This is a genomic window from Mesorhizobium sp. USDA 4132, assembly GCF_056279545.1.
The window spans coordinates 3,236,488-3,261,735 of the sequence record NZ_JBWCCP010000001.1; the positions used below are offsets into that span (position 1 = coordinate 3,236,488).

The 25,248-nt window shown below is 62.8% G+C and carries 22 protein-coding genes and 1 pseudogene; 11 read left to right on the top strand and 12 right to left on the bottom strand.

The genetic code is table 11. From position 1 onward, the window contains the following. Positions 1-51: 51 nt before the first annotated feature. From lpdA to ACZ9IU_RS16615, 6 genes are all read right to left on the bottom strand, one after another. Entirely contained in the window at positions 52-1,449 is a 1,398-nt protein-coding gene (gene lpdA, locus ACZ9IU_RS16590) for a dihydrolipoyl dehydrogenase (protein ID WP_038544709.1), read from the bottom strand. A 15-nt stretch (positions 1,450-1,464) separates the two neighbouring features. Beyond that, entirely contained in the window at positions 1,465-2,766 is a 1,302-nt protein-coding gene (locus ACZ9IU_RS16595; protein WP_038544711.1) for a dihydrolipoamide acetyltransferase family protein, read from the bottom strand. 3 nt (positions 2,767-2,769) lie between these two features. Continuing rightward, complete coding sequence (locus tag ACZ9IU_RS16600; protein ID WP_038544714.1) at positions 2,770-3,783, bottom strand: alpha-ketoacid dehydrogenase subunit beta; 1,014 nt, start codon at positions 3,781-3,783, stop codon at positions 2,770-2,772. A 338-nt stretch (positions 3,784-4,121) separates the two neighbouring features. After that, positions 4,122-5,354, bottom strand: coding sequence for a 3-methyl-2-oxobutanoate dehydrogenase (2-methylpropanoyl-transferring) subunit alpha (locus ACZ9IU_RS16605; protein WP_038544716.1), 1,233 nt, complete (start codon positions 5,352-5,354; stop codon positions 4,122-4,124). Positions 5,355-5,391: 37 nt separating this feature from the next. Continuing rightward, positions 5,392-6,159 (bottom strand): 3-hydroxyacyl-CoA dehydrogenase, encoded by a 768-nt coding sequence (locus ACZ9IU_RS16610; protein WP_038544718.1) that lies wholly within the window; start codon positions 6,157-6,159, stop codon positions 5,392-5,394. Between the two features lie 10 nt (positions 6,160-6,169). After that, positions 6,170-7,300 carry an acyl-CoA dehydrogenase family protein gene (locus ACZ9IU_RS16615; protein WP_038544719.1) on the bottom strand — a complete coding sequence of 377 codons (1,131 nt, stop codon included), beginning with the start codon at positions 7,298-7,300 and terminating at the stop codon, positions 6,170-6,172. Between the two features lie 186 nt (positions 7,301-7,486). Between ACZ9IU_RS16615 and treZ the strand changes: the two genes are divergently transcribed. The 4 genes from treZ (at position 7,487) to ACZ9IU_RS16635 (ending at position 13,800) form a co-directional block, all read left to right on the top strand. Further along, positions 7,487-9,298: a malto-oligosyltrehalose trehalohydrolase gene (gene treZ, locus ACZ9IU_RS16620; RefSeq protein WP_038549550.1), complete on the top strand. Its 1,812-nt coding sequence runs from the start codon at positions 7,487-7,489 to the stop codon at positions 9,296-9,298. After that, positions 9,295-11,838: a malto-oligosyltrehalose synthase gene (gene treY, locus ACZ9IU_RS16625; RefSeq protein WP_038544721.1), complete on the top strand. Its 2,544-nt coding sequence runs from the start codon at positions 9,295-9,297 to the stop codon at positions 11,836-11,838. The genes treZ and treY overlap by 4 nt, the downstream gene beginning before the upstream one ends. A gap of 352 nt (positions 11,839-12,190) precedes the next feature. Next, on the top strand, positions 12,191-13,519 hold the full coding sequence (locus ACZ9IU_RS16630) for an NAD(P)/FAD-dependent oxidoreductase (RefSeq protein WP_080719194.1): 1,329 nt from the start codon (positions 12,191-12,193) through the stop codon (positions 13,517-13,519). Beyond that, positions 13,516-13,800: a hypothetical protein gene (locus tag ACZ9IU_RS16635; protein WP_038544725.1), complete on the top strand. Its 285-nt coding sequence runs from the start codon at positions 13,516-13,518 to the stop codon at positions 13,798-13,800. Before ACZ9IU_RS16630 ends, ACZ9IU_RS16635 begins: the two co-directional genes overlap by 4 nt. A gap of 73 nt (positions 13,801-13,873) precedes the next feature. Here the strand turns inward: ACZ9IU_RS16635 and ACZ9IU_RS16640 are convergent, their stop codons facing one another. The 3 genes from ACZ9IU_RS16640 to ACZ9IU_RS16650 form a co-directional block, all read right to left on the bottom strand. After that, positions 13,874-14,731 carry an SDR family oxidoreductase gene (locus ACZ9IU_RS16640; RefSeq protein WP_038544727.1) on the bottom strand — a complete coding sequence of 286 codons (858 nt, stop codon included), beginning with the start codon at positions 14,729-14,731 and terminating at the stop codon, positions 13,874-13,876. 121 nt (positions 14,732-14,852) lie between these two features. Then, on the bottom strand, positions 14,853-15,101 hold the full coding sequence (locus ACZ9IU_RS16645) for a hypothetical protein (protein ID WP_038544728.1): 249 nt from the start codon (positions 15,099-15,101) through the stop codon (positions 14,853-14,855). A 101-nt stretch (positions 15,102-15,202) separates the two neighbouring features. Beyond that, complete coding sequence (locus ACZ9IU_RS16650) at positions 15,203-15,616, bottom strand: DUF983 domain-containing protein (protein WP_038544730.1); 414 nt, start codon at positions 15,614-15,616, stop codon at positions 15,203-15,205. A gap of 205 nt (positions 15,617-15,821) precedes the next feature. Here ACZ9IU_RS16650 and ACZ9IU_RS16655 point away from each other — a divergent pair, with 205 nt between their 5' ends. Then, entirely contained in the window at positions 15,822-16,676 is an 855-nt protein-coding gene (locus ACZ9IU_RS16655; protein ID WP_038544732.1) for a glycerophosphodiester phosphodiesterase, read from the top strand. A gap of 6 nt (positions 16,677-16,682) precedes the next feature. On the opposite strand, the gene ACZ9IU_RS16660 is transcribed toward ACZ9IU_RS16655, so the two are convergent. Next, positions 16,683-16,985, bottom strand: a complete 303-nt coding sequence (locus ACZ9IU_RS16660) for a hypothetical protein (RefSeq protein ID WP_038544734.1) — start codon at positions 16,983-16,985, stop codon at positions 16,683-16,685. Positions 16,986-17,149: 164 nt separating this feature from the next. Here ACZ9IU_RS16660 and ACZ9IU_RS16665 point away from each other — a divergent pair, with 164 nt between their 5' ends. From ACZ9IU_RS16665 to ACZ9IU_RS16690, 6 genes are all read left to right on the top strand, one after another. Further along, positions 17,150-18,511, top strand: a complete 1,362-nt coding sequence (locus ACZ9IU_RS16665) for an amidase (protein ID WP_038544736.1) — start codon at positions 17,150-17,152, stop codon at positions 18,509-18,511. Between the two features lie 226 nt (positions 18,512-18,737). Further along, positions 18,738-19,514 carry an SDR family oxidoreductase gene (locus ACZ9IU_RS16670; protein ID WP_038544738.1) on the top strand — a complete coding sequence of 259 codons (777 nt, stop codon included), beginning with the start codon at positions 18,738-18,740 and terminating at the stop codon, positions 19,512-19,514. Between the two features lie 87 nt (positions 19,515-19,601). Next, positions 19,602-20,672 carry an LLM class flavin-dependent oxidoreductase gene (locus ACZ9IU_RS16675; protein WP_038549554.1) on the top strand — a complete coding sequence of 357 codons (1,071 nt, stop codon included), beginning with the start codon at positions 19,602-19,604 and terminating at the stop codon, positions 20,670-20,672. Positions 20,673-21,077: 405 nt separating this feature from the next. Beyond that, the gene (locus tag ACZ9IU_RS16680; protein WP_080719195.1) at positions 21,078-21,629 is read left to right on the top strand and encodes a helix-turn-helix domain-containing protein; all 552 of its coding nucleotides are present in this window, start codon (positions 21,078-21,080) and stop codon (positions 21,627-21,629) included. Positions 21,630-21,716: 87 nt separating this feature from the next. After that, positions 21,717-21,908, top strand: coding sequence for a hypothetical protein (locus ACZ9IU_RS16685; protein ID WP_038544740.1), 192 nt, complete (start codon positions 21,717-21,719; stop codon positions 21,906-21,908). Positions 21,909-22,108: 200 nt separating this feature from the next. Beyond that, a complete protein-coding gene (locus ACZ9IU_RS16690; protein WP_038544742.1) occupies positions 22,109-22,867 on the top strand; it encodes a GGDEF domain-containing protein in 759 nt (252 codons plus the stop codon). A 63-nt stretch (positions 22,868-22,930) separates the two neighbouring features. Here the strand turns inward: ACZ9IU_RS16690 and ACZ9IU_RS16695 are convergent. Both ACZ9IU_RS16695 and ACZ9IU_RS16700 read right to left on the bottom strand, forming a co-directional pair. Continuing rightward, positions 22,931-24,039: pseudogene (locus ACZ9IU_RS16695) on the bottom strand (glycoside hydrolase). Positions 24,040-24,061: 22 nt separating this feature from the next. Beyond that, entirely contained in the window at positions 24,062-25,234 is a 1,173-nt protein-coding gene (locus tag ACZ9IU_RS16700; protein WP_038544743.1) for a polysaccharide pyruvyl transferase family protein, read from the bottom strand. Between the last annotated feature and the right edge of the window lie 14 nt (positions 25,235-25,248).

The window sequence follows — 25,248 nt, forward strand, 5'->3', positions numbered from 1 at the left end:
GGAATACGCTGCGGCGATCCACGCGTCCACGGCGATTTGCTACCGATATGCTCACACATGCAGTGCATGTCCCAGCGCCTTCAGCGCCGCCTCGGCAAACGCCTCCGACTGCGTCGGATGCGCATAAATCGTCCCCGCAATATCCTCCAGCCGCGCCCCCATCTCGATCGCCAACCCGAACGCCGCAGACAATTCTGAAATCCCCGCCCCGACCGCCTGGATGCCGAGCACAAGGTGGTTGTCGGCCCGCGCCACGATGCGGACAAACCCTTCCTCTGCCGATAGCGTCATCGCGCGTCCGTTGGCGGCGAACGGAAACTGACCGACCTTGATCTCGCGGCCCTGCGCCTTCGCCTCGTTCGGCGATAGGCCCACGGAGACGATTTCCGGATCGGTGAAGCAGACGGCGGGGATGGCCCGCTTGTCCCAGGAACGGCGCTTGCCGGAGACAATCTCCGCCACCATCTCGCCCTGCGCCATTGCCCGGTGCGCCAGCATCGGCTCGCCGGTGACGTCGCCGACCGCATAGATGCCGCGCATCGACGTGCGGCACTGCTCGTCGACCTTCAGGAACCGGCCGTCCATATCGAGTTCCAGCTCCTCGCGGCCCCAACCTTCGGTCACCGGCTTGCGGCCAACCGTGACAAGGATCTTGTCGGCCGCGATGCGTTTCTCCTCGCCGGAGCCGGTCTCCGCCAGCAGCGCCTCTCCGTTCGAGGAAATGCCCTTGACCTTGGTGCCGAGCAAAACCTCGACGCCTAAAGCCGCGAGCCGCTTGGCGACCGGCTGGGTAAGCTGCGTATCGTAGAGCGGCAGGATGCGGTCGAGCGCTTCGACGATCGTCACCTTCGCTCCGAGCTTCGCAAACGCCAGCCCAAGTTCGAGGCCGATATACCCGGCGCCGACCACCGCAAGCCTCTCCGGCACCTCGGTCAGGGACAGCGCGCCGGTCGAGGAAATGACCTTGCCCCCGAACGGCAGCATCGGCAATTCGACCGGCGCAGAACCGGTGGCGATGACGATATTTTCGGCGCGGATGACCTGCTCGCCCGTCTCGGTTTCCACCGCGACCGTCTTGCCATCCCGGAATTTCGCCCGCCCGACGACGATCTTGACGCCGGCTTTCTTCAGAAGACCGGCAACGCCCAGCGTCAGCCGGCCGGTAATGCCGTCCTTCCAGGCCATGGTTTTGGCAAGATCGATAACCGGGTTGTCGGTGCGGATGCCCATCGCATTTTTGCCGGCCGCCATCGCGACGGTCTTCGCAAAATCGTCGGCCGCATGGATGATCGCCTTGGATGGAATACAGCCGATATTGAGGCAGGTGCCGCCCGGCTTCGCCATTTCGACGATGACGGTGTCGACCCCCAGCTGGCCGGCCCGGATGGCGCAGACATAGCCCCCCGGACCGGCCCCGATGACGAGGAGCTTGCAGGTGATCTCTTTCATTGTTCTTGTTCCACCTCACTCCTCGACGAAAATAAGCGCCGGCGTTTCCATCAGCGCCTTCAGGCGTTGCACGAAACTCGCGGCATCCCAGCCGTCGATCACCCGGTGATCGAAGCTGGAGGACAGGTTCATCATCTTGCGCGGCACGAATTGCGTCCCGTCCCAATGCGGCCGGACGGCGAGCTTGTTGACGCCGATGATCGCCACTTCCGGATGGTTGATGACCGGCGTCGAGACGATGCCGCCCATCGCGCCGAGCGAACTGATGGTGATCGTCGAACCGGACAGTTCCTCGCGCAGCGCGGTACCGTTCTTGGCCGCTTCGCTTAAGCGTGCCACTTCCCGGGCGCAGTCGAAGATGTCGCGCGCCTCGGCGTGCCTGACAACCGGAACGACGAGGCCCGAGGGCGTCTGCGCCGCGATGCCGATATGCACGCCGCCATATTGGCGGATGATGCCGGCCTCGTCGTCGTAAAGCGCATTGATGCCCGGCTGTTCGGCGATCGCCTTGACCATCGCCCGCATCAGGAAGGGCAGGATGGTGAGTTTCGGCCGACCGGGCTTCTGGGTGCCGTTCATGCGGGTCCGCAGCTCTTCCAGCGCGGTCATGTCGACCTCTTCCACATAGGTGATGTGGGGGATGCGGGATTTCGACAGCGCCATCTTTTCAGCGATGCGGCGGCGCAGGCCAACCACCTTGACCTCCTGGACCGCCTTGTTCGGCTGCAGCCCGGCAGCGACACCTCCGCCGCCGCCCTGGCTGTCGAGGAACAGATCCAGATCCTCATGGGTAATGCGGCCGGCCGGGCCGGTGCCCGGCACCTGCCGAAGGTCGATGCCCACCTCCTTCGCCCGAAGGCGGACGGCCGGCGGCGCCAGCGGCTTTTCTCCCTCGGCACGGGGGGCTCCGACATTCCTCGGAACAGATGATGCGGCTGGCTTCTGAGGAATAACCTCAGCAGGCTTCGGCCTTTCCACTACCGGCTCGGACTTCTTCTGCGGTTCGACTGACAAAGCCTCCGGCTGGACCAGCGGAAGCTCGATCTCCGGCTCCTCCTCACCGTCGACGGCCTCGCCCACGGTCCTGATCTTGAGGATGACGGTGCCGGTTGCAATGATGTCGCCGATCTCGCCGTGCCGGAAGGTCACCTCGCCTTCCACGGGCGACGGGATTTCGACGGTCGCCTTGCCGGTCATCACGGCCGCCAGCACCATGTCTTCGCGGACCAGATCGCCGACATTGACGTGCCATTCGACCAGTTCCGCTTCCGCGACGCCTTCGCCGACATCCGGCAGCTTGATGAGTTTTTCCGCCATGTCTCAGGCCTCCATCATGTCGCGCAGCGCCCGGCCGACGCGGGCCGGGCCTGGAAAATAATCCCATTCCTGCGCATGCGGATAAGGCGTGTCCCAGCCGGCAACCCGGGTGACCGGGGCCTCGAGGTTGTAGAAGCAATGCTCCTGCACCAGTGCCGCCAGTTCCGCGCCAAAGCCGGATGTGAGCGTCGCCTCGTGCACCACCATGCAGCGACCGGTCTTCTTCACCGAAGCGACAATGGTATCGAGGTCGAGCGGCATCAAGGTGCGCAGGTCGATCACCTCGGCGTCGATACCGGTCTCCTCGGCCGTCGCTTCCGCCACATGCACCATCGTGCCATAGGCGAGCACGGTCACCGCCGAACCCGGCCGCCGCACCACCGCCTTGCCAAGCGGCACGACATAGTGCTCTGCCGGCACCTCCCCGAGCGGATGGCCGGCCCAGGAGGTTACCGGCCGATCGTGATGGCCGTCGAACGGGCCGTTATAGAGCCGCTTCGGTTCGAGGAAGATCACCGGGTCGGGGTTCTCGATCGATGCGATCAGCAGGCCCTTGGCGTCATAGGGGTTGGACGGCACTACCACCTGCAGCCCGCAGACGTGAGTAAACAGCGCCTCCGGGCTCTGGCTGTGCGTCTGCCCCCCAAAGATGCCGCCGCCGGTCGGCATCCGCACGGTGATGCCGCAGGTGAAATCGCCGTTGGAGCGATAGCGCAGCCGCGCCGCTTCCTGGGTGAGTTGGTCGTAGGCCGGATACATGTAATCGGCGAACTGGATCTCGACGCAGGGTTTCAGCCCGTAGGCCGCCATGCCGATCGCCACGCCGACGATGCCGGATTCGTTGATCGGCGCATCGAAGCAGCGCGTCTTGCCGTATTTCTGCTGCAGGCCTTGGGTGCCACGGAAGACGCCGCCGAAATAACCGACATCCTCGCCGAACACGACCACATCGTCGTCGCGCTCCATGGAAACATCCATGGCGCTGCGGATCGCCTCGATCATTGTCATGCGCGGCATGGGCGGGCCTCCGCGGAGAGGTTGGTGCTGCCGATATGCCCCTCATCCGCCCTCCGGGCACCTTCTCCCCGTAAACGGGGCGAAGGGGGCACGCCGACGCTGCGGCAAACTCCCAATGATCTCCCCCCTTGAGGGGGAGATGTCACCGAAGGTGACAGAGGGGGGTGGCGGCGGTGCGGCAGAGCGGACGATTCATGAGGTGCCGAGACAATACCCCCCTCTGCCCTGCCGGGCATCTCCCCCTCAAGGGGGGAGATCGGCAAGAAGCGCCGCTCATCTCCCCATCCACCGAAGATCGAAGACGCGAATAACAAACACAGCCCGCTCATCATCATCCCCTACACCCCCGCCTGCTGCCGCTGCCGCTTCAGATGCGGGGGCATCTCGGCATAAACACCTTCGAACATATCCCGCATCGACGGCCGGCCGCCGGAATGGAGCGTGCCGTGGCGCTCCGCCTCCTTCTGGGCAGCGACGACCGTGTCGCGGATTTCGGCTTCCATCTGGCGATGACGTTCCTCGCTCCAGGTGCCGATGCGGATCAGGTGGTTCTTCAGCCGGATGACCGGATCGCCGAGCGGCCAGGCTTCGGACTCCTCCTTCGGGCGATAGGCGGAAGGATCGTCGGAGGTGGAATGGGCGCCGACGCGATAGGTGACGTATTCGACCAGAGTCGGCCCGATATTGCGCCGCGCCCGCTCCGCCGCCCACTTGGCGACCGCGTGCACGGCGAGATAGTCGTTGCCGTCGACGCGCAGCGACGGCAGCCCGTAGCCGAGGCCGCGGGCGGCAAAGGTGCCCGATCCGCCGCGCGCCACGCCCTGAAAGGTCGAGATCGCCCACTGGTTGTTGACGACATTGAGGACAACAGGCGCCCGGTAGGTGGAAGCAAAGACCAGCGCCGAATGGAAATCCGACTCGGCCGTCGATCCATCCCCGATCCAGGCAGCGGCGATCTTGGTATCGTTCTTGATTGCCGACGCCATGGCCCAGCCGACGGCCTGCACATATTGCGTGGCGAGATTGCCCGAGATCGTGAAGAAGCCGAACTCCTTCGACGAATACATGATCGGCAGCTGCCGCCCCTTCAGGGGATCGGCGTCATTGGAATAGATCTGGTTCATCATCTCGACCATCGGATAACCGCCGGCAATCAGCAGGCCTGCTTGGCGATAGGTCGGAAAGTTCATGTCGCCCGGGAGAAGCGCCTTACGGAAGGCGCAGGAGACCGCCTCCTCGCCGAGATGCTGCATGTAGAAGGACGTCTTGCCCTGCCGCTGCGCCATCAGCATGCGGCTGTCGAAGACGCGCAGCAGCATCATGTGCTTGAGGCCCTCCATCAGCTCTTCGTCGGTCAGCGACCCTGCCCAGGGACCGACCGCCTCGCCCTCGCGGTCGAGCACGCGAATGATCGAATAAGCGAGATCGCGGATCTCCTTCGGATCGACGTCCACCTCCGGCCGCCGTACCGAACCGGCCTTCGGGATCGGCACATTGGAAAAATCCGGCTTGCCGCCCGGCCGCACTTCCGGCTCGGGCACATGCAGGCTCAGTCTCTGTCCATCCGTCATTCGTTTCTCCTCCCAAAGAACCGATCAAATCAGTCGTTCAACGCGGCGCCATCCTGAGCGCTCCGTCGAGACGGATCACTTCGCCGTTCAGCATCGGGTTTTCGATAATGTCGCGCACCAGCCGCGCAAATTCCGCCGGCCGGCCGAGCCGCGGCGGAAACGGCACCGATCTGCCGAGCGAGGCACGCACCTCGTCAGAAAATCCGGCCATCATCGGCGTTTCGAAAATGCCGGGCGCGATCGTCATCATGCGGATGCCGTCGCGGGCCAGCTCGCGAGCGATCGGCAGGGTCATGCCGGCCACCGCCGCCTTGGAGGCGGAATACGCGGCCTGGCCGATCTGCCCGTCAAAGGCGGCGACCGAGGCGGTGGCCACCAGCACGCCGCGCTCGCCCTCCTTGTTCGGTTCGCTCCTCGCGATCGCCTGCGCCGCCAGCCGGATCACGTTGAACGTGCCGATCGTGTTGATCTCCAGCGCGCGAGTAAAACTTTCGAGTGCATGGACGCCTTCTCTGCCGAGCACCTTTTCCGACGGCGCGATGCCGGCGCAGCAGACGGCACCCCGGATCGGTCCGTTGGCGGCCTCCGCCTTGGCAACCGCGTTTTCGACCGCCTCGCCGCTGCGCACATCGGTCTTCACGAAGATCGTGCCCTTGCCGAGTTCCTCGGCTCTCGCCTGACCGCCGGCCTCATCAAGGTCGAGCAAAGCCACGCAAGCGCCAGCTTCGACAAGCATTTTAGCTGTCGCGAGCCCAAGGCCGGAAGCGGCACCGGTCACCAGAAAATTTCCGCTTTCGATCCGCATCCCATCCTCCTCAGTTCGCCAGGCCGCGGGCGATAATGATCTTCTGGATGTCGGATGTGCCCTCGTAGATCTGGCAGACGCGGACATCGCGATAGATCCGCTCGACCGGGAAATCGGAAATGTAGCCGTAGCCGCCGAGCGTCTGGATCGCCGCGGAACAGACCTTTTCAGCCATCTCGGAGGCGAACAGTTTCGCCATGCAGGCTTCGTCGAGACACGGCGCGCCGCGATCCTTCAGCCGCGCGGCATGCAGTACGAGTTGCCGCGCCGCCTCGATCTGGGTCTTCGCATCCGCCAGCCGGAAAGCGACCGCCTGGTGGTCGAGCAGCAGCTTCCCGAAGGTCTTGCGCTCCTTGGCATAGGTCAGCGCCACATCGAACGCCGCCTGTGCCATGCCGACGCATTGGGCGGCGATGCCGATCCGGCCCGCCTCCAGCCCCGACAGCGCGATCTTCAAACCGGCGCCTTCCGCCCCGATCCGCTGGCTTGCCGGAATGCGCAGGTTGTCGAACATCAGCGCGGCAGTATCGGACGCCTTCTGGCCGAGCTTGTCCTCGATCTTGGAAATCGAAAATCCAGGCACATCGGTCGAGGTGACGAAGGCGGAAATGCCGCGCTTGCCGGCGCTGGGATCGGTTACGGCAAAGATGATCACCGTGCCGGCGATCTTGCCGGATGTGATGAACATCTTGGAGCCGTTGACGACATAGTCGCTGCCGTCTCTCACGGCGCGGGTGCGGATGGCCGCGGCATCCGAGCCGGTATCGGCCTCGGTCAGCGCGAAGGCGCCGATATGACGGCCTTCGGCGAGCGGCCTGAGAAACCGTTCCTTCTGGTCGTCGGAAGCGTGCATGTCGAGAAGGGAGCAGACCGGGGAATTGTGGACGCTAACCAGCGTCGAGACCGCACCGTCGCCGGCGGCGATCTCCATCAGCGCGCAGGCATAGGCGACATAGGAACAGCCGACGCCGCCCCATTCCTCCGCAGTTCGCATGCCGAGAAACCCGAGCTCGCCGAGTTGTTTCAGAACTTCCGGCTCGATCGCGTGCGACTTGTCGCGCGCAGCAGCTCCGGGTTTCAACACCTCCCGGGAAAACTCCGCGGCAGTCGAGCGGATCAGCTCTTCCTCCTCAGTCAGCATGCACTGATCTCCTCCCCGAAACCGCCTGCATGAGTGCTAAATTAGGACCGAACCGGGCCGGCGACTACTCCTTTGAACTTGTTATTTGTTACCCCGGCGCGCAATTTTATTGCGCCTATGCCCCACAATGGAACTCGAAGCCTCTTCGGCCGTTTGCCGGTCTCTCTCAACCAGGGGCTGGACAGCATGCCGGAATTGAATGCCGTTACCGAGTTTCGTGCGTTTCCAAAGACATGGGGCGCCGAATATGTCGCCGCCGGCGAGGTGCGGTTCCGGCTCTGGGCACCTGGCCAGGAAACCGTGACGCTGAGGCTGAACGGAGAAGATACCGAGATGAGCCGCGGCGACGACGGCTGGTTCGAGCTGCTCGCCCCCGGCATCGCCCCCGGCGCCGAATATGCCTATGTCCTTGCCGATGGCATGGTCGTGCCCGATCCCGCCTCGCGCGGCCAGAAGGACAGTGTCAACGGCCCGTCGCTGGTGATCGACCCGACCAGCTACACCTGGCAGCATCCGGAATGGCAGGGCCGGCCCTGGGAAGAAACGGTCGTCTACGAAATCCATATCGGCACCTTTACGGAAGAAGGCACCTTCCGCGCCGCGATCGACAAGTTGCCCCATCTCGCAGACCTCGGCATCACCATGATCGAGGTCATGCCCGTCGCCCATTTCGGCGGAAATCGAGGCTGGGGTTATGACGGCGTACTTCTCTATGCGCCTCACGCCGCCTATGGCCCGCCAGAGGATTTCAAGGCCTTCATCGATGCCGCCCATGGTCACGGACTGACGGTGGTTCTCGATATCGTGCTCAACCATTTCGGCCCAGAGGGCAATTATCTGCCGCTTCTGGCACCCGCCTTCTTCCACAGGCAAAAGATGACGCCCTGGGGCGCGGCGATCGCCTATGACGTCGAGCCGGTTCGGCGCTACATCACCGAATGCGCGCTCTACTGGCTGGAGGAATTCCATCTTGACGGATTGCGTTTCGACGCCATCGACCAGATCAACGATCCCTCCGAAAAACATGTACTGATCGAGATCGCCGAACGCATCCGCGCCGAGATCCCCGAGCGTGCCATCCACCTGACCACCGAGGACAGCCGCAACGTCACATTCCTGCACCCCCGCGACGAGGACGGCAAGGCGCCGCTCTTCACCGCCGAATGGAACGACGACCTTCACAACGCCGTCCATGTCCTGGCGACCGGGGAGACGCATGCCTATTACAAGGACTTCGCCAGGGAGCCGGAAATGCTGGTGGCGCGGGTACTGGCGGAAGGTTTCGCCTATCAGGGCGAAGTCTCGCCGCAGACCGGTAAAAAGCGTGGCGTATCGAGCCTCGATCAGCCGCCGGTCGCCTTCGTGGATTTCATCCAGAACCACGACCAGGTCGGCAATCGCGCCCAGGGCGAGAGGTTGATCGAGCTTGCAGGCCCCGACAAGGTGAAGCCGCTGCTCGCCATGCTTCTCCTCTCGCCGCATATCCCGCTTCTATTCATGGGCGAGGAATACGGCGAGACCAATCCCTTCCTGTTCTTCACCGATTTCCATGGCGATCTCGCGAAAGCCGTGCGCGATGGCCGCCGCAAGGAGTTCGAAGGGCATGCGGGCCACGAGGGAGAGACCGTCCCCGACCCCAATGCCAAAAAGACCTTCGATGCCTGCAGGCTCGACTGGAAGAGGCTGGAATCGGCGGACGGTAAGGACTGGCTGGAATCTACCAGAACGTTGCTGAAGCTGCGGCGGGACATCGTGATGCCTCTGCTCGATTCAGCAGGCGGTCGCTCCGGCAAGGTGCTGAGCACGGACAAGGGCTTCCTCGCGGTCTCCTGGGCTTTCCCGAAAGGCACGCTCTCGATGGCGCTCAACCTCGGCGAAAAGGCGCAGGCGCTGCCGGACATGCCCGGCAGGGTGATTTTCGCGTGGCCGGAACAGGCGAAGGACCTGCCCCCAAACTCCGTCCTTGTCCGTTTCGGAGCCGTCGGAGACGCCGCATGATGATCCCAACCGCCACCTATCGCATCCAGTTTCGCAACGGCATGACCTTCGATCGCGCCAGCGGACTGGTGCGCTACCTGAAGCGGCTCGGCATCAGCCACCTTTACGCCTCGCCCATCTTCACCGCCACGACCGGCTCCACCCACGGCTATGATGTGACCGACGCCAATGAGATCGACCCGGCAATCGGCGGTCGCGATGGTTTTGAACGGATGGTGAAGGCGTTGAAGGCCGAGGGCTTTGGCCTGATCCTCGACATCGTCCCTAACCACATGGCCGCGTCGCTTGAAAATCCCTGGTGGCGCGATGTCGTCGAAAATGGCGAGAACAGCCGATATGCCCGCCATTTCGATATCGACTGGACCAGGCGTCTGACACTGCCCTTCCTCGGCGACACGTTCGAGAAGGTGCTGGAAGCCGAGGAGATTTCCGTGAAGGCCGATCCGAAAACCGGCAAGCCGGCACTGGCCTACTACGACACCTTTTATCCGCTGGCCTCGGCGAGTTACGCCGGGCGCGAGACGGAAGTGCTGAAGATCACTGATCGCGCCGCGATTGCCAGACTGCACGACCAGCAGCCCTACCGGCTGACGTCCTGGCGGGACGCACCGCGCGAACTCTCCTATCGCCGTTTCTTCGAGATTACCGGGCTTGCCGGCGTGCGGGTGGAGGATGGCGCAGTGTTCGACGACACGCACCGGCTGATCCTCGAACTCGTCCGTGACGGCATGGTGGACGGCCTGCGCGTCGACCACGTCGACGGTCTTGCCGATCCGAAGGGCTATCTCGACCGCCTGCGGCACGAGGCCGGGCCGGATTGCTACATCACCGTCGAAAAGATCCTCGGAGAAGGCGAACAGATCCCGGCCGACTGGCCAGTGTCCGGCACGACCGGCTACGAGTTCATTGCAGCCGTCAGCGATGCCCTGGTCGATGGCCGCAAGCTGAACGAACTGCGCAGAGCTTACGAAAGGATCACCGGCCAACCGGTCGACATGCAAGCAGAACTGCGCGCCGCAAAGCTCCTGATGGCCGACAACAATTTCGCCGGCGAGGTCTCGACGCTGCTGAATATCGCCACGCAGATCCGGCCCACCGGCGACCGCAGGTCCGCGCTATCCGAGGCTGCGGTAAAATCGGCGCTGCGGGAACTGCTGGTCACCTTCCCGGTCTACCGCACCTATGGCACGCAGGAGGGCATGCCGCCAAAAGGTCGGGAGATGCTGGCGAAAGTTCTGGCCAAGGTACGCAATGGCCCGAACCCGCCGGACGACGCGGCGCTCGCCTTCGTGGAACGCATCCTGATCGGCGATGTCGAGCAGGCCGCAGCGAGCAGCGCGTCGATCTTCCGCACCCGTTTCCAGCAGCTCACCGGTCCGCTGATGGCGAAATCCGTGGAGGACACGCTGTTCTTCCGGCAGCACATGGCGCTGGCGCTGAACGAGGTCGGAGCCGAGCCCCTACCCCGCCCCTTCTCGCTCGATCGTTTCCACGCGGAAATGCAGACGCGGCTGGAAAGGCAGCCCGACGCCCTGTCTGGCACCTCGACACACGATACCAAGCGCGGCGAGGATGCCCGCGCCCGGCTTTATACAATCACCGAGGCCCCGGACCTCTGGGCCGATGCCGTGGATCGCTGGCGCAGGATCAACAGCCAAGCCGTCCGCGCGCTGGACGATGGACCCGCTCCGGAACCTGCGGTCGAATGGATGCTCTACCAGGCGCTCGCCGGCGCCTGGCCGAACGATCTCCACACCGAAGAAGCAGCAGGCCTCAAGGCGCTGGAGACACGTTTCCTCGGCTATGTCGAAAAGGCCCTGCGCGAGGCGAAGCTGCGCACCAATTGGGGCGCTCCAAATGAGATTTACGAGAAGGCGGTCCAGGAGTACGCCCGCACGCTTCTGTCGCCCAGCAACCAGGCCTTTCTGACAGACTTCACCGATACCTTGCGCCCCTTCATCCGAGCAGGCCTGGTGAACAGCGTCACTCAGACGATCATCAAGCTGACGGCGCCGGGCGTACCCGACATCTATCAGGGCAGCGAGGGCCTCGACCTCAGCCTCGTCGATCCGGACAACCGCCGCGAGCCGGATTTCGGCGGGCTCCAGCAGCGACTTACGGAGAGGGAAAAGCTTGCCTCCACCGAGGAGGGAGAATGGCAGAGCGGCCGGCTGAAACAGCATGTCATCGCCACCCTGCTGCGCGTTCGCCAGGAGGCACCGACCTTGTTTCGGCGGGGAGAATATCTGCCGCTCGGAGCGTCGGGCAAGCGCGCTGACAACGTCATAGCCTTCGCCCGCGCCGACATGGACGACGCCTTCATCGTCATCGCCCCGCGGCTGGTGTTCAGCGCGCTGCATGCGGGCCTTGCCCCGTCTCGGTCCGAACGCTGGGCGGAAACGGAGATAACTCTGCCCGAAAGGCTGGGGCACCGCCGCTATCGCGATGTCTGCACCGGCAAGGTCGTCGATCCCAAGGATCGCATCGCTGTCAACTTGGTGTTCGCAGACCATCCCTTCGCGCTTCTCCTTGCGGAATGATCCGCTCGCACCTCGAACCAGCCTTTTACAAAGCGAAGACGCCGATCCTTGGGGGACGGCGCCTTATCAATATTCTTCGGCTTGGGGTTCACGGATACCGGTGGAAGCAAGGCTTCCGATTGGATTCATTGAAAAATCAAGCAAACCCGACAAGATTAAGCACAGCGATGACGATGACCACCGCGCCGACCAACCAAACGATGCTGTTCATGACTTTCTCCTTTTGATGTCGTGAAATTGAACGACGACAGGCTTAAAAGGTTCCGGTAAAAACATGCCCGGAACAAACGGGCCTGACGTGGGTTGAACGAACGTCTAGCGGGGTCCTGCCCCGCCAAATGGGTGGGGCAATATGGTCGATGAAACTTTGCAGAACGGCATGACGGGCGGAGAAACAAAACCACCGCGCGTCGTCATCGTCGGCGCCGGTTTCGGCGGGCTGGCGACGGCCGGAGCGCTCGGCAACAGCCCTATCGACGTGACCGTCATCGACCGGCGCAACCACAATCTTTTTCAGCCGCTGCTCTATCAGGTCGCGACCGCCGCACTGTCTCCCGCCGACATATCGGAGCCGATCCGCCGCACGCTGGGGCGCTTCAAGAACATCAACGTCATGCTGGCGGAAGTCACCGGGGTCGATGCCGCAGCCAAGACCGTGATGCTCGATAACGGCACGTCGGTTCCTTACGACCGCCTCGTCATCGCCACCGGCTCGGACTACAACTATTTCGGCCATGACGACTGGCGTGCCTGGGCGCCGGGCTTGAAAACCATCCACGAGGCAAGGCTGATCCGCCAGCGACTGCTGCTCGCCTTCGAGAAGGCCGAGCTTTCCCATGATCCGGAAGAAAAGAAGGCGCTGCTCACCAGCGTTATCATCGGCGGCGGTCCGACCGGCGTCGAAATGGCAGGCGCGATCGCCGAGCTCGGCCATTTCATGATCACCCGCGATTTCCGCAAGCTCGAGCCGGATCACATGCGGGTCATCCTCATCGAGGCCGGCCCGAAGATCCTCGCCACCTTTCCCGACAACCTCACCCAATACGCCCTGAAGGCCCTGGAGAAGGCCGGCGTCGAGGTGATGACGAATCTGGCCGTCGAATCCGTCACCAAGGACGAGGTCATCGCCGGCTCGCAGCGTTTCCGCACCAGCTGCGTCATCTGGGGTGCGGGTGTCAAAGCCTCGCCCGCAGCCAGATGGCTCGGCATCGAAGGCAAGGCGGGAGGGCGCATTCCGGTCGAACCGGACCTCTCCATCACCGGCTTTCCGGATATCTTTGCGATCGGCGACACGGCGCTGGGGCTTGCGGAAGATGGCAAGCCGCTGCCGGCGCTCGCCCAGGTCGCCAAGCAGCAGGGGCAATATCTCGGCAAGGCGCTGCGGGCGAGACTGCTGGACGGCAAGGCGCCCCAGCCTTTCCGGTTCCACAACCGTGGCAATACCGCCGTCATCGGCCGCGATGCCGCGATCTTCGATTTCGGCAAATGGACGCTCAAAGGTCGGGTCGCCTGGTTCCTCTGGGCGCTCGTCCACGTCTACCTGCTCGTCAATTTTGAAAAACGCCTGCTGGTTAGCGTACAATGGATCTGGCGTTACTTGACCCAGCAGCGCGGAGCGCGGCTGATCGATGAAAACGCCGCCACCTCGGTTCCGTCTTCCACGCAAAGGACAGAGACATGAACACCGCCAATCCGCAGCTCGAAGGCCTCTATCTCGCCGTTGCCGCAATCAACCGGCTTCTGGTCGAAAAGGGTGTCGTCTCCCATGCCGACATTCAGAGCGCCCTGCAGGCGGCCGAACGCACCGTGCTTGCCGACGACAAGCCGCTCGCAGTCTCGACGTCCCATCAGAAGGCGATCGCATTTCCGATCCGGCTGCTGCTTCTGGCAAACGAAGCGAACGAGCAAGGCACCAAGTTCTGTTTTGAGGATCTGGCACGGGAAGTCGGCCGCCGCACCTGAGAAAATGTACCCGCCAAACATGAACGGCGGCGTGGGCCCACGCCGCCGCTGTTTTCGTGGGAGGAGAACTTAACTACAGGATGGGCTTGCCGCCGGTGACGGCGATCGTCGTGCCGGAAACGTAACTGGAGAGCGGATCGGCGAGCATCACATAGGCCGTCGCAAGCTCGGCCGGCTGGCCGGGACGTTTCATCGGCACCTGCTTGCCGAATTCCTTCACCCGGTCTTCCGGCATGGTGGAGGGGATCAGCGGCGTCCAGATCGGCCCGGGTGCGACCGCATTCGCACGTATGCCCTTTTCAGCCAGCAGCTGTGCGAGGCCTGCCGTGAAATTCTGGATCGCGCCCTTGGTGGTCGCATAGGCGAGCAGCGTCGGGCTCGGACTGTCGGAATTGATCGAGGCCGTGTTGATGATGGCGCTACCCGGCTTCATGTGGGGAACCGCCGCCTTGGTGAGATAGAACATCGCATGGATGTTGACCTGGAAGGTCAGTTCCCATTCCTCGTCGCTGATGTCGCCGATGTCGGAAAACGTCGCCTGATGAGCGGCGTTGTTGACGAGGATATCGATCCCGCCGAACTCCTGGACAGCTTTTTCGATGATCGCCCGGCAATACGCCGCGGTCTTGATATCGCCCGGAACCAGCACCGCCTTGCGGCCGGCCTCTTCGACCAGGCGCTTGGTATCCTCGGCATCCTCGTGTTCATCCAGATAGGAAATCAAGAGATCGGCGCCCTCGCGCGCATATGCGATCGCCACGGCCCGGCCGATACCGCTGTCGCCGCCGGTGATCACCGCCTTCTTGCCGGCCAGCCGACCGGAACCGCGATAGGAGAGTTCACCGTGATCCGGAACCGGATCCATGCGCCCGGTAAAGCCCGGCATCGGCTGCTGCTGTTCGGGAAACGGCGGAGTGGGATACTGGGCCATCAAAATCTTCCTTGTTGTCGAGGTCGCGAACTGATCGCCCCAACTGGCCTCGTCTGGAGTTGTTCCCAATCAAAATGCACAATCAAAAAAGAGAAAATACGACGCGACCCCACCTTTCGGCTCACGCCCCAGGGGTGATTGCTCCGTCGCCCCGCCGCAGGCGTTTCAGCTGATTGACGATCCGCAGCGAGCTTGCAGCCCGCGCCGCCGAAAAATCCGAGCTCTTCGACAGGATTTGCAACATGTCCTCCGCCTCGTCTGCCGAGATGGTGCCCCGGGCGGCCAGACCGTCAATCAGCATCAGCATCGCTCCCTCGACCGCGAGCGACCTTCGGCGCGTTTCCATTTCGATTTCATCGGCATCGGACATTGCAGGCTCCTTGAACTGTCACCTGCCGAATGGTTTGCGGAGAAGATTGTTCCTCATCTTCCGGCTCGGTTTTAACGCGAGCCCCGAAGTCCTTCCGTCGGTCAGCCGCCGTTCTCGCCGTCAACAGGCGATGATGGCCCCCGGTCGACCTTGCCAGGCCCCGCCTTGTAAAAATACTGGCTCGCGACCAGCCAGCCCTTCAACGGCCGCATCGGCGCAAGGCAGGTGAGGAGCAGGAAAGGAAGCGAGATCAGCAGATGCACCCAGAACGGTGGCTGGAAACTGGTCTCGATCCAGACCGCGAGCGCAATGCTCGGAATGCAGCCGAAGCACATCACGAAAAAGGCGGGACCGTCTCCGGGATCAGCGAAGGAATAATCGAGGCCGCAGACCTCGCAAGCCGGCCGCATCGACAGGAACCCGTTGAACAGATGCCCCTGGCCGCAACGCGGGCAACGGCCGCGCGGGCCGGTGCTATAGGGAGGAAGAGGCGCCCAATTCGCGTCATGGGACATGGAAATCTGCCTTTCGTGACAGGAGACAAAATGTGTTTTCCGGATAGTTATCCGGCAGACCTTTATAACAAGCCGTTCCCTGCCGGGCACAATCTCGGCTTTTGAGGCTCGGCACGAAACTTCTGTCATCGATCTATGGCAGGCAGCTCCAAAACAATAGTCTGGCGTCGATCGAATCGCTGCCCTTCACCTTAGACGGAATTTCATGGCTTCAGAATTTTCAGGCCTCGGCATCGCCCATCAGGGCCGTTTCACCCGGCTGAAGTGGCATCGCCTGCGCCGCAGCTTCAAGGACCCGCTGTTTTCCGCGCGCGTCATGGTGGAAGGCTTTCGCCTTGGAGCATCGACCGAACTCGACCTGCGCGTCCGCGCCGATGGCGGCTTTGTCGTGCTGCACGACGAGGAGCTCGAAGGCGAAACCACCGGCCACGGCCTCATCCGTGATGCTATGCCCGAAACCATCCAGGGCCTGACGCTTCTGCAGGGCGGCCATCCGCCGATCCTCAGCGAGGATCTGGCGACGATGCTTCAAACAGCGCATCCGGACGCCCTGTTGCAGTTCGACATGAAGGACGGGATGGAGGCGATCGGCGCACGCGGCATGGATCATCTCGCCGATCATTTCGGCAATGCCGGCTCCTCGATCATCGTCAGCGGCGCCGATCTCGATCTTGTCGTCGCCATCAAGCAGAGACTGCCGGGCCTCAAGCGCGGCATCGACCCGAGCGGCAAGCTCATGGAGATCTATCGCCACCAGGGCCTCGAGGCCGTCGAAACGGATCTGCGCGCCGATATCGCCGGCCCGACCGAGCCTGACACCATCTATCTGCACTGGCCGCTGGTGCTGCAGGCGGCCAAAGATGGGCTCGACCTGATCGGCCTCTGCCACGATGCCGGCAGGCTGGTGGATGCCTGGACCTTCAATCTCAAGAACCCGGACGCCGGGTTCGACGAGGCCGAAGCCCGCAGCTTCTCCGCCCTGATGGCGCTGAAGCCGGATCAGATCACCACCGACGAACCGGTCGCCACGGAACGTGCCTGGGCGGCGATTTCCGGTTGAAGTTCATCAATCGTCCAACCCGAACGGATCGCGAAACACCCGCCGGTTGACCAGCTTCAGGCTGCGGTCCGGCTGGATGATGTAATTTTCCTCGACCCGCTGGCCGAGTTCGTTGCGGAACTCGTGCGGCACGACGCTGCCGATCGGCGCCTTGGTGAGCTTGGTGCGCGGCTGGCCGCCATAGGTGATGCTGCCGGGGATCGGCCGGATGCCCGGCCCGATGTCGATTGCTCCGGTGGTTCCGCCGCCGTCCGTGCTGCAGCCGGCAAGCGCGATCACGAGACCGGTTATGGCGATGATGTTTCTCATGGGCTGATCCTTCCCGATGTCCCGCCGATGCGGTGGACTCACTGAACTTCGCGGATATGCGGGAGGTTCCATACCACCTGGCGAGCCGATAAATCCTCTACCCATCGCCAAAATATCCGATACATCTGTGGGCCGCCAGTAACGCAATGGGGAGAATGACAGCCGTGACGAAAACCTTTGGAGCGATGTCGATCGCCGAGCTTTCCGCGCTCATCCAGATGGGCAAGGTCGATCCGATCGAGGTCACGGAATCGGTCCTCTCAAGTATCAAGGCCTATCCCGACAAGGCCGTGTTCATCTCGCTTCTTGAGGACCGCGCCCTCGCGGAAGCGCAAGGCTCCTCCAAGCGCCTCAAGGAAGGCCGCTCGCTCGGCCTGCTCGACGGCATCCCGATCGCCTGGAAGGACCTCTTCGACATCGAGGGCCTGCCGACCACCGCCGGCTCGAAAGTGCTGAAGAAGGCCGCTCCCGCCGCGAAGGACGCAGCGATCGTCGACCTGCTGAAACAGGCGGGCATGGTCGCGGTCGGCCGCACCAACATGAGCGAATTCGCCTTTTCCGGCATTGGCATCAATCCGCATTACGGCACGCCGCACAATCCGCATGGCAAGGACGCGCCGCGCATTCCCGGCGGCTCCTCCTCCGGTTCCGCCGTCGCGGTCGCAGCCGGCCTCGTGCCCGTCGCGATGGGCACCGATACCGGCGGCTCGATCCGTATCCCGGCGGGTTTCAACGGCATCGTCGGTTACAAGGCGACCCGCGGTCGTTATGCGATGAACGGCGTCTATCCGCTGGCGACCAGCCTCGATTCGCTCGGCCCGCTCTGCCGCACGGTGCAGGATGCGGTCTGGGTGGATGCCGCCATGCGCGGGCTTGCAGTACCGCAGACGGCCCGCCAACCGGCCCGACCGCTCGATATCGTGATCCCGACCAATATCGTCCTCGACGGCGCCGAGGCGGGCGTGGTGGCCGCCTTCGAAGCGGCGATCGAGCGCCTTGCAAAGGCCGGAGCCAGGATCACCCGCTTCGCCTTCCCGACCTTCGACGAACTCCCGAAGCTGATGGTGAAATACGGGCCGATGGTGACCGCCGAAGCCTTCGCCCTGCATCGCGAGAAGCTGTCGGGACCGGATGCGGAGGAGATGGACCACCGGGTGGTCGCCCGCACCCGCCTCGGCGAAAAGACCAGCCTGTCCGATTATATCGCCATCGTCGAAAACCGCGCCCGGATGATCGCCGAAACCGAGGCACTGGTCGGCGACCGCTTGGTCGCCATGCCATCGGTCGCCCATGTCGCCCCGCCGATCGCGCCACTGGAAAAGGACGATGAGCTGTTCTTCGCCACGAACGGCAGGACGCTGCGCAATACCGGCTTCGGCAACTTCCTCGACTGGTGCGGAGTCTCCATCCCCTGCGGCACCGGCGATGCCGGCATGCCGGTCGGCTTCCTCCTGTCGGCCAATGCCAATTGCGATGAAACGCTGCTGCAGGCCGCGATGGCTTATGAGGAGACCATTCGCGGGTAGGAATGGCAGGGCGAGCAATGGCGCCGGATCATCTTCCGGCAGACATCGGCCCGCCGGCAAAGCCGCGAAAGTGCGCGCAGGCTCATCCCATAGAAGAGTTGCCTCCATGCGCAGCTAACTAAGGAACCGTTTCCCCGTAACCGGGATCACGGCAGTTGCCTTTTGCTTGTTCCGATATCCTCGGGAGCCTAGCCTCTCCCCTGGATTTTGAGGAAAGCGGCGCACCATGCAACTCGATTTGAACGGCAAGACGGCACTGATCACGGGCGGCTCCAAAGGCATCGGCCTTGCCTGCGCCCAATCTCTCCTGTCCGAAGGCGCACGCGTCGTCATCTGTTCGCGTTCCCAGACGAATATCGATACGGCTCTGGCAAAACTGCCCGGCGCAATCGGCTTTGCGGCGGATCTGATATCGGAAAACGAGGCGCTGTCGCTCGTCGACAAGATCGAAGCCGAAGTCGGGGAGCTCGATATCCTCGTCAACTGCGCCGGCGCCGCGCGCCGCACGCCGCCCCAGGACCTGAGCCCGGCCCACTGGCGGGCCGCGATGGACGCCAAATATTTCTCCTACATCAATGTCATTGATCCGGTGGTCAAACGGATGGCGGCCCGCCAGGCGGGCGTGATCGTCAACGTCATCGGCGGCGGCGGCAAGGTCGCATCACCGATCCACCTTCCGGGCGGGGCCGCCAACGCGGCGCTGATGCTGGCGACCGTCGGCCTTGCCAACGCCTATGCCGCCAGCGGATTGCGGATCATCGGCATCAATCCCGGCAATACCGAAACGGAACGGGTAACCGAGGGCCTTCGGGCGGAGGCGGCGCTCCACGGCATCAGCGAACAGGCGGCCCTCGAAAAACTGGTCCAGCGCATCCCCCTCGGCCGCATGGCAACCCCCGAGGAGATCGCCAACGTCGTCACCTTCCTGAGTTCGTCGAAGGCAAGCTACGTCACCGGCGTCGTGATCGGCATGGACGGCGCCCTCACCCCGATCGTCGTCTGACGGAACCTCTCGGATGCCGGCCGGCGTGCGCCACGCTGCCTTCCACTCATTTCCCTATTTCAGCCATTAGAGATGCAGGTCGATTACATGAGCAGCAATTCCGAGTTCCTCTGGTATATCCCGAACGATGTCAAAGCTGGCCATCGCGGCGATTCCTCCGCCGAGAACCACAACAGCCTGGAGACGCTGACCAGCCACGCCAAGGCGTTGGAGGAGCACGGCTGGAAAGGCGCGCTCGTCGGCACCGGCTGGGGCCGGCCGGATACGTTCACCATCGCAACCGCTCTTGCCGCCCGCACCACCACCTTCGAGCCGCTGATCGCCATCCGTCCGGGTTATTGGCGGCCGGCCAATTTCGCCTCCGCCGCGGCCACGCTCGACCACCTGAGCGGCGGTCGAGTGCGGGTCAACATCGTCTCCGGTCAGGATAACCTCGCCGCCTATGGCGACAGCGAGGGCGATCAGGCGCATCGTTATGCCCGTACCAAGGAATTCATGCGGCTGGTCCGCCGGCTGTGGACCGAAGAGAACGTCACGTTCAGGGGCGAGCATTTCCAGGTCACCGGTTCCACGATCGAGCCTCGCCTCCAACCCCGCGGCGACCGCAAGCACCCGAAACTCTATTTCGGCGGCGCTTCGGAAGCCGCCGAACGGGTGGCCGCGACGGAAGCCGATATCCAGCTTTTCTGGGGTGAACCGCTCGACGGCGTGGGGGAGAGGATCGAACGGCTGAAGACGCTGAGCAGGCAGTTCGACCGCGACCTTCCTCCGCTCCAATTCGGGCTTCGGATCACCACTCTCGTCCGCGACACGACGGAACAGGCCTGGGCCGATGCCGAGGCGAAGGTCGCCGAGATGGCCAAGGGTAAGGCCGGCAACTGGAACGACCACGGAAAGCCGGTCGCCGTCGGCCAGCGCCGGCTGCTCGAACTGCACGAGCGCGGCGATGTCCTCGACGACAACCTTTACACCGCGCCCGGCAAATTCGGCGGCGGTGGCGCCGGCACCACCTGGCTCGTTGGTTCAGCGCAAGACGTTACCCGTTCGCTGCGCAGATATGAGGATCTCGGCATCACCCATTTCGTGCTCTCCGACACGCCTTATCTCCAGGAGATCAAGCGGCAGGGCGACCAGTTGCTCCCGCTTTTGCGCCGCTGACGCGAAACGCCGGTTTATCGCGGAACCAGTCGGTCTCTCCTCCGCAGTCAGGCCTCCCGACCAGCGTTATCTCATCGAAGACGACGGGCATTCTTCGACTGAAGCGGCGCCGCCGGCACTTCACCGACTGCCAAAGAAAGCAACAGTTCCGGAACCATCGACCCGGAGCTTTTTTGATGTGGTGTGGGGCAGACACGCAGGCTTCCGAAGGTGGCAAGACAATTTCCGTGCGTCCCGGTCATACCTTTGGATAGGGGGAACAGTCCCCTTGTTCAATAGTCTCACCGCCTGCCTCGGCGTTAAAATTCCGATCATCGATACGAGCCGAGGGGCATCCCCCCATTTGCCTCCCTTCGACGTCGCGCCGACCGAGATCAAGCACAATAGCAGTGAAGGAGACTTAGGATGCACTCCCCACAGCCCGCGAAGGCACAGTCCGCCGCCCCCCTGACAAGGCGCGACGACATTTCAAGGTTTTGGGCGTCCGCGATCGACCTTGAAGGACTTGTCACCAGGCCGCCCATGGGCGATCCGGACCACTCCGGATCCGATCCGGCGCTCCGCCAGATCGCTGCCGGCGGCCTCACCCCCTGGCAGATGCGCAATGTGCAGACCTATGTCGACATGTATCTCCGCTCGACAATCCGCATCGAGGCCTTGGCAGGTCTCTGCAACGTGAGCAGCGGCCACTTCCAGCGCGCCTTCAAGGCAAGCCTTGGCGAGACACCGCACAAATACGTCACCCGCATGCGCATGGAAACGGCCTGCCGGATGATGACCGACACGAACGAACCGCTCTGCCAGATCGCCCTGGAATGCGGCATGACCGACCAGGCGCACCTCACCAACAGTTTCCGCCGCCTGTACGGAATTGCTCCTAATGCATGGCGAAAACAGATGCTGCGCGAAAGGTCCGGACACAGCAGCCACGAGCCGGTCACTGTTGCGCTAAACTGACCGAAATCATTCGAATTCGCGGCGGCGCGGCTGCCAAGCCGATCAAAGGTGCCCCTGGCTGACGGCATTCCATCACAGGAGAATATCATGGCCCAGGAGCACCTGGATGCGGTAGAAGCGGCAATCGAAAACCTCGTGAAGCGCAGGCGCGAGCTCGTCGCAGCCCTTGTATCGAGCATCACGCAGACCCATACTGACGAGCTTCTGAGGGCGCAAAGCGCCTTGGAAGCGCTCTATCATGCAAAGGCCGACGAACAGCAGCGGATGCCATCCATCTAGGAAACTGGCGGCATCAAGAAAATCTGAGGCAATGCCGGCTCTGCGCCAACGGCATCGGCGATAGGCCTCCCAGGCCAGCGATCCGGTTGATCGTGGCGATCAAATTCTTCGTACCCTGTTAAAATACCATAGGATTTATTCACCCGGTATTTCACGGAATATCTCAAAGATAGAGACCACCACAAAAGCTCCGCCAACCGATGACCCTGTATTCCCGTTTTCGCCAAGCTTTACTCATACCGCATATCAAGACGGCAATGCTCCGCACCCTCGCGGCTGCGATTGGAGCGATCGCGATTGTTTGGGTATTGAGCCTGCTTGTTCCCCAACGTCCGTTCTGGGTGGAACTGACAGCCGTGGCGTTGATATCGGCCGCTGTTACATTTCCGCTTCAATTGGCGCTTTATCTACGTAACGAAGCGCTTCGTGATACCCAAGAAGAGCTTCGGCATGCGCTCGGCCGCACCCCCGTCACAGGCACAATGCGCGTCGGCGAATTTGCGAATTCGGTCGAGCATGCGATAGAACGCAGACGCATAAGCAGCACGGAAAGCTCCGATGGCGTCTTGCTCGTTCTCAAGATTGATGATTTCGATGCGATCGATCGCCGTTACGGTCCACAATGGGCTGATACGCTGCTTCAATCGATGGTCCGGATCGTATATTCCTCCGTGCGCTTTGGTGATCTTGTCGCGCGCCTTGCCTCGGACGAACTCGGCATCTATCTGCCCGGCACGTCAACGGAAAATGCCAGCAAGATCTGCGAGCGTATCCGCATGCAGGTAAGGGAAACCACGTTCACAGCCGGACAGGAGCGGCAGATATCGGTGACGGTGCGGCTTGGCGGCACCAGGGTCGAGCACCAAACCGACTTTCAGGCGCTGCGCGAGGCTGCCAACCGCGCCGCCATCGCGGAGGAGGAAGCCGGCTCGCCCCTATTCCGAGAGCGGTTCTCTTGAACGGGAAACTCTAGCGTCTGCCGCGCATATCCAGCCTTTCCGATCTTGAGGTCATGGATTTTCCTACCTCGCGTCACCGTTACCCGTTCTCGTGGCCGCGACGCCGGCCGGGCTTAAGGCGCCGCAACGCCAGACGCTATAGACCGGTTGGGTGTCCCAGTCATAATAGAAGGCCGCTCTCAGCCTTCCTTCGTCCATCAGCTCTTCGCAAAGCTGCGGCGCACCGCACGAACCGCCACTTCCCGTTGGCGATCGTCGACCGGGCAGGAAAGTGCGGTGTTGGCAATGCCCCATTCGGTTACCCAGCACGGCTTGCCTTGACCTTCAGGCCGGCAGAAGTTGAGAAGCTTTCTGACATAGCGTGTCAGCGCCGCATCGTCCTTGCGCCCCGGATAGAGATGAATTCCATAGCCATCGACCAGCGCATCGATCCCTCGGGCCTGCAGGAGTGAAATGAACTCGCCGGGGTCAAGCCGTTCCATGCCGCGGCTATCGGCCTCGCTTGTGCCGACATCGGAAAGCCCAGCCGAAATCAAAAACGCCTCGCGGCTATGGACCGTCGCCCGCAATTCTTCCCGCGTGATACGAACGGCCCCGACATAGGCATCGAGCCCGCGCCCGAACGCCGAGCGGTCTGCGACTTCCGAAACGTTGCGCGGCGTCCGTCGCCCGGGCTTTTCGTAGACGACGAGGTCGCCGTTGTAGGCGCTATAGTTTATCTCGTTTCCGGGTTCAACGGCGTCGATGCGGATGCCCATGCCGTCGATGCGGCGAAGGGCCGCGCGCAACTGCGACCGGTAAAGATCAAGGTCGAGATCCGAAAGCCGCTGAACATCCCAGACACGGCCGAAACCGGAGCGGGGACGAGCCTCCGGGGGATAATAATCCTTGTTGCCGAGCTGGATCTCGAGAAGGACTTTCAGCCCCAGCCGGTCGGCGATTTCGAGCGCATCGATGCTCCTGTCCACCGGCATCGACAGCGAAAGCCGGACATGGGTGATGCCACTCGCCGCGATTTCCTTCAGGATGCGCTCCTGGTCGGCACGAGAAAGCCAGGCGAGGTTTACCCGGTTGACGCCGATGCGATCGGCAAGCACGTCGCGCGCGCCCGCGGGCGGCACCGGGGCAAACGCCCAGAGCACCGCCAAGGCACAGGCAAGGATCGCGCGCATCTGCACCGCCTCCTTCATCCGCTCAAAGTCCGATCTGCCCCAGAGCACTGCGGAAATTCGCCTCGCACGCGGAATAACGGTCGATCACGGCCTGCGTGTCGATCTTGCCGAGGAAGTTGGCGAGATAGGCGCGCTTGTCCGTCTCCCTGTTCCAGGTGGAGGCCTCGATATAAGGGAAGCCGATGAATTCCAGCATCTCCCGCATCCGGTCGTCGACGGCGATCATCAGGGCGGGCGTGCCGGCCTGCATGCCGATGATGCAGCCATGGAAGCGGCGGCCGAAGCAGAGATCTCGCTCCGACATCGCCCCGCGCCACTGGTTCGTATCGAAATAGACCAGCAACTCGTATTTCCGCTGCCATTTCTCCGAATGCTTGTATTCCGTGCCCCCGGTGATGCGCGCACTCGACCGGTCATAGGCGATGTCGGTGTCGCTGCCGGTCAGCGAAAGGTTGTAGGCAACAAGTTCGTCCTGCACGACATAGCTTGCGACACTGTCGGGCTTGAGCAGTGCGTGGGCGTCAACGATGGTGTCGGCGACGCTGCCGAGATAGCCGCCGAAGGCGATCTTCTGGGCTTCCGCCAGCGCCGGGTTGGCGAGCGCGGTCAGCGAACGTTTCATATCATTCGGCGAGAAATAGAGTGACGGGCAGCCCGTCGGCTTGACGAACTTCATCCCCTGCTCCCGCAGGAATTCGGCTGTGAAGTAACCGCGCGTGAGGAAGAAACTTTCCTTGTTCCGCAACACGTCCAGGAACTTGAGCGTACCGGCCGGCAATTGATCCTTGAGGCCCTCCTTGCGCTGGATGCCGATGCCCATCACCACGACCGGCATCGTCAGCTTCGCAAAGATTTCCGCCTCGAGATCGGCGGAATAGCCGGGCCGCAGCAGATTGGCGGAGGCGAAGACGCAGAGATCGAACTCGCTGTTCACCTGCTCGAAAATCTCGTTCGACTCCCGATTGTTGGCCAGATGCCAGAACGGCAGATAGGTGACGTTATGGCCGCGCAGGCTCTCGGCCGCTCCCTCGCCGATCAGGTAGTTGCCGGTATTGGCGATCTTCCTGACCTGCGCGATCAGATCCTTTTTTGTCCTCGTCTCGTCGAAATAGGGCCGATGGATAACGGTCGTGCCGGAGACGTCCGCAATCGTCCGCTGCAGATAGGAGGGAATGCCCGTAAGCAAGATACGCATGACTGTCCTCTGAA

Excerpts from the sequence above, each read along its gene's own strand:
- lpdA (WP_038544709.1), bottom strand. The coding sequence starts at position 1,449 with ATGAAAGAGATCACCTGCAAGCTCCTCGTCATCGGGGCCGGTCCGGGG.
- ACZ9IU_RS16595 (WP_038544711.1), bottom strand. The coding sequence starts at position 2,766 with ATGGCGGAAAAACTCATCAAGCTGCCGGATGTCGGCGAAGGCGTCGCG.
- ACZ9IU_RS16600 (WP_038544714.1), bottom strand. The coding sequence starts at position 3,783 with ATGCCGCGCATGACAATGATCGAGGCGATCCGCAGCGCCATGGATGTT.
- ACZ9IU_RS16605 (WP_038544716.1), bottom strand. The coding sequence starts at position 5,354 with ATGACGGATGGACAGAGACTGAGCCTGCATGTGCCCGAGCCGGAAGTG.
- ACZ9IU_RS16610 (WP_038544718.1), bottom strand. The coding sequence starts at position 6,159 with ATGCGGATCGAAAGCGGAAATTTTCTGGTGACCGGTGCCGCTTCCGGC.
- ACZ9IU_RS16615 (WP_038544719.1), bottom strand. The coding sequence starts at position 7,300 with ATGCTGACTGAGGAGGAAGAGCTGATCCGCTCGACTGCCGCGGAGTTT.
- treZ (WP_038549550.1), top strand. The coding sequence starts at position 7,487 with ATGCCGGAATTGAATGCCGTTACCGAGTTTCGTGCGTTTCCAAAGACA.
- treY (WP_038544721.1), top strand. The coding sequence starts at position 9,295 with ATGATGATCCCAACCGCCACCTATCGCATCCAGTTTCGCAACGGCATG.
- ACZ9IU_RS16630 (WP_080719194.1), top strand. The coding sequence starts at position 12,191 with ATGGTCGATGAAACTTTGCAGAACGGCATGACGGGCGGAGAAACAAAA.
- ACZ9IU_RS16635 (WP_038544725.1), top strand. The coding sequence starts at position 13,516 with ATGAACACCGCCAATCCGCAGCTCGAAGGCCTCTATCTCGCCGTTGCC.
- ACZ9IU_RS16640 (WP_038544727.1), bottom strand. The coding sequence starts at position 14,731 with ATGGCCCAGTATCCCACTCCGCCGTTTCCCGAACAGCAGCAGCCGATG.
- ACZ9IU_RS16645 (WP_038544728.1), bottom strand. The coding sequence starts at position 15,101 with ATGTCCGATGCCGATGAAATCGAAATGGAAACGCGCCGAAGGTCGCTC.
- ACZ9IU_RS16650 (WP_038544730.1), bottom strand. The coding sequence starts at position 15,616 with ATGTCCCATGACGCGAATTGGGCGCCTCTTCCTCCCTATAGCACCGGC.
- ACZ9IU_RS16655 (WP_038544732.1), top strand. The coding sequence starts at position 15,822 with ATGGCTTCAGAATTTTCAGGCCTCGGCATCGCCCATCAGGGCCGTTTC.
- ACZ9IU_RS16660 (WP_038544734.1), bottom strand. The coding sequence starts at position 16,985 with ATGAGAAACATCATCGCCATAACCGGTCTCGTGATCGCGCTTGCCGGC.
- ACZ9IU_RS16670 (WP_038544738.1), top strand. The coding sequence starts at position 18,738 with ATGCAACTCGATTTGAACGGCAAGACGGCACTGATCACGGGCGGCTCC.
- ACZ9IU_RS16675 (WP_038549554.1), top strand. The coding sequence starts at position 19,602 with ATGAGCAGCAATTCCGAGTTCCTCTGGTATATCCCGAACGATGTCAAA.
- ACZ9IU_RS16680 (WP_080719195.1), top strand. The coding sequence starts at position 21,078 with ATGCACTCCCCACAGCCCGCGAAGGCACAGTCCGCCGCCCCCCTGACA.
- ACZ9IU_RS16685 (WP_038544740.1), top strand. The coding sequence starts at position 21,717 with ATGGCCCAGGAGCACCTGGATGCGGTAGAAGCGGCAATCGAAAACCTC.
- ACZ9IU_RS16690 (WP_038544742.1), top strand. The coding sequence starts at position 22,109 with ATGACCCTGTATTCCCGTTTTCGCCAAGCTTTACTCATACCGCATATC.
- ACZ9IU_RS16700 (WP_038544743.1), bottom strand. The coding sequence starts at position 25,234 with ATGCGTATCTTGCTTACGGGCATTCCCTCCTATCTGCAGCGGACGATT.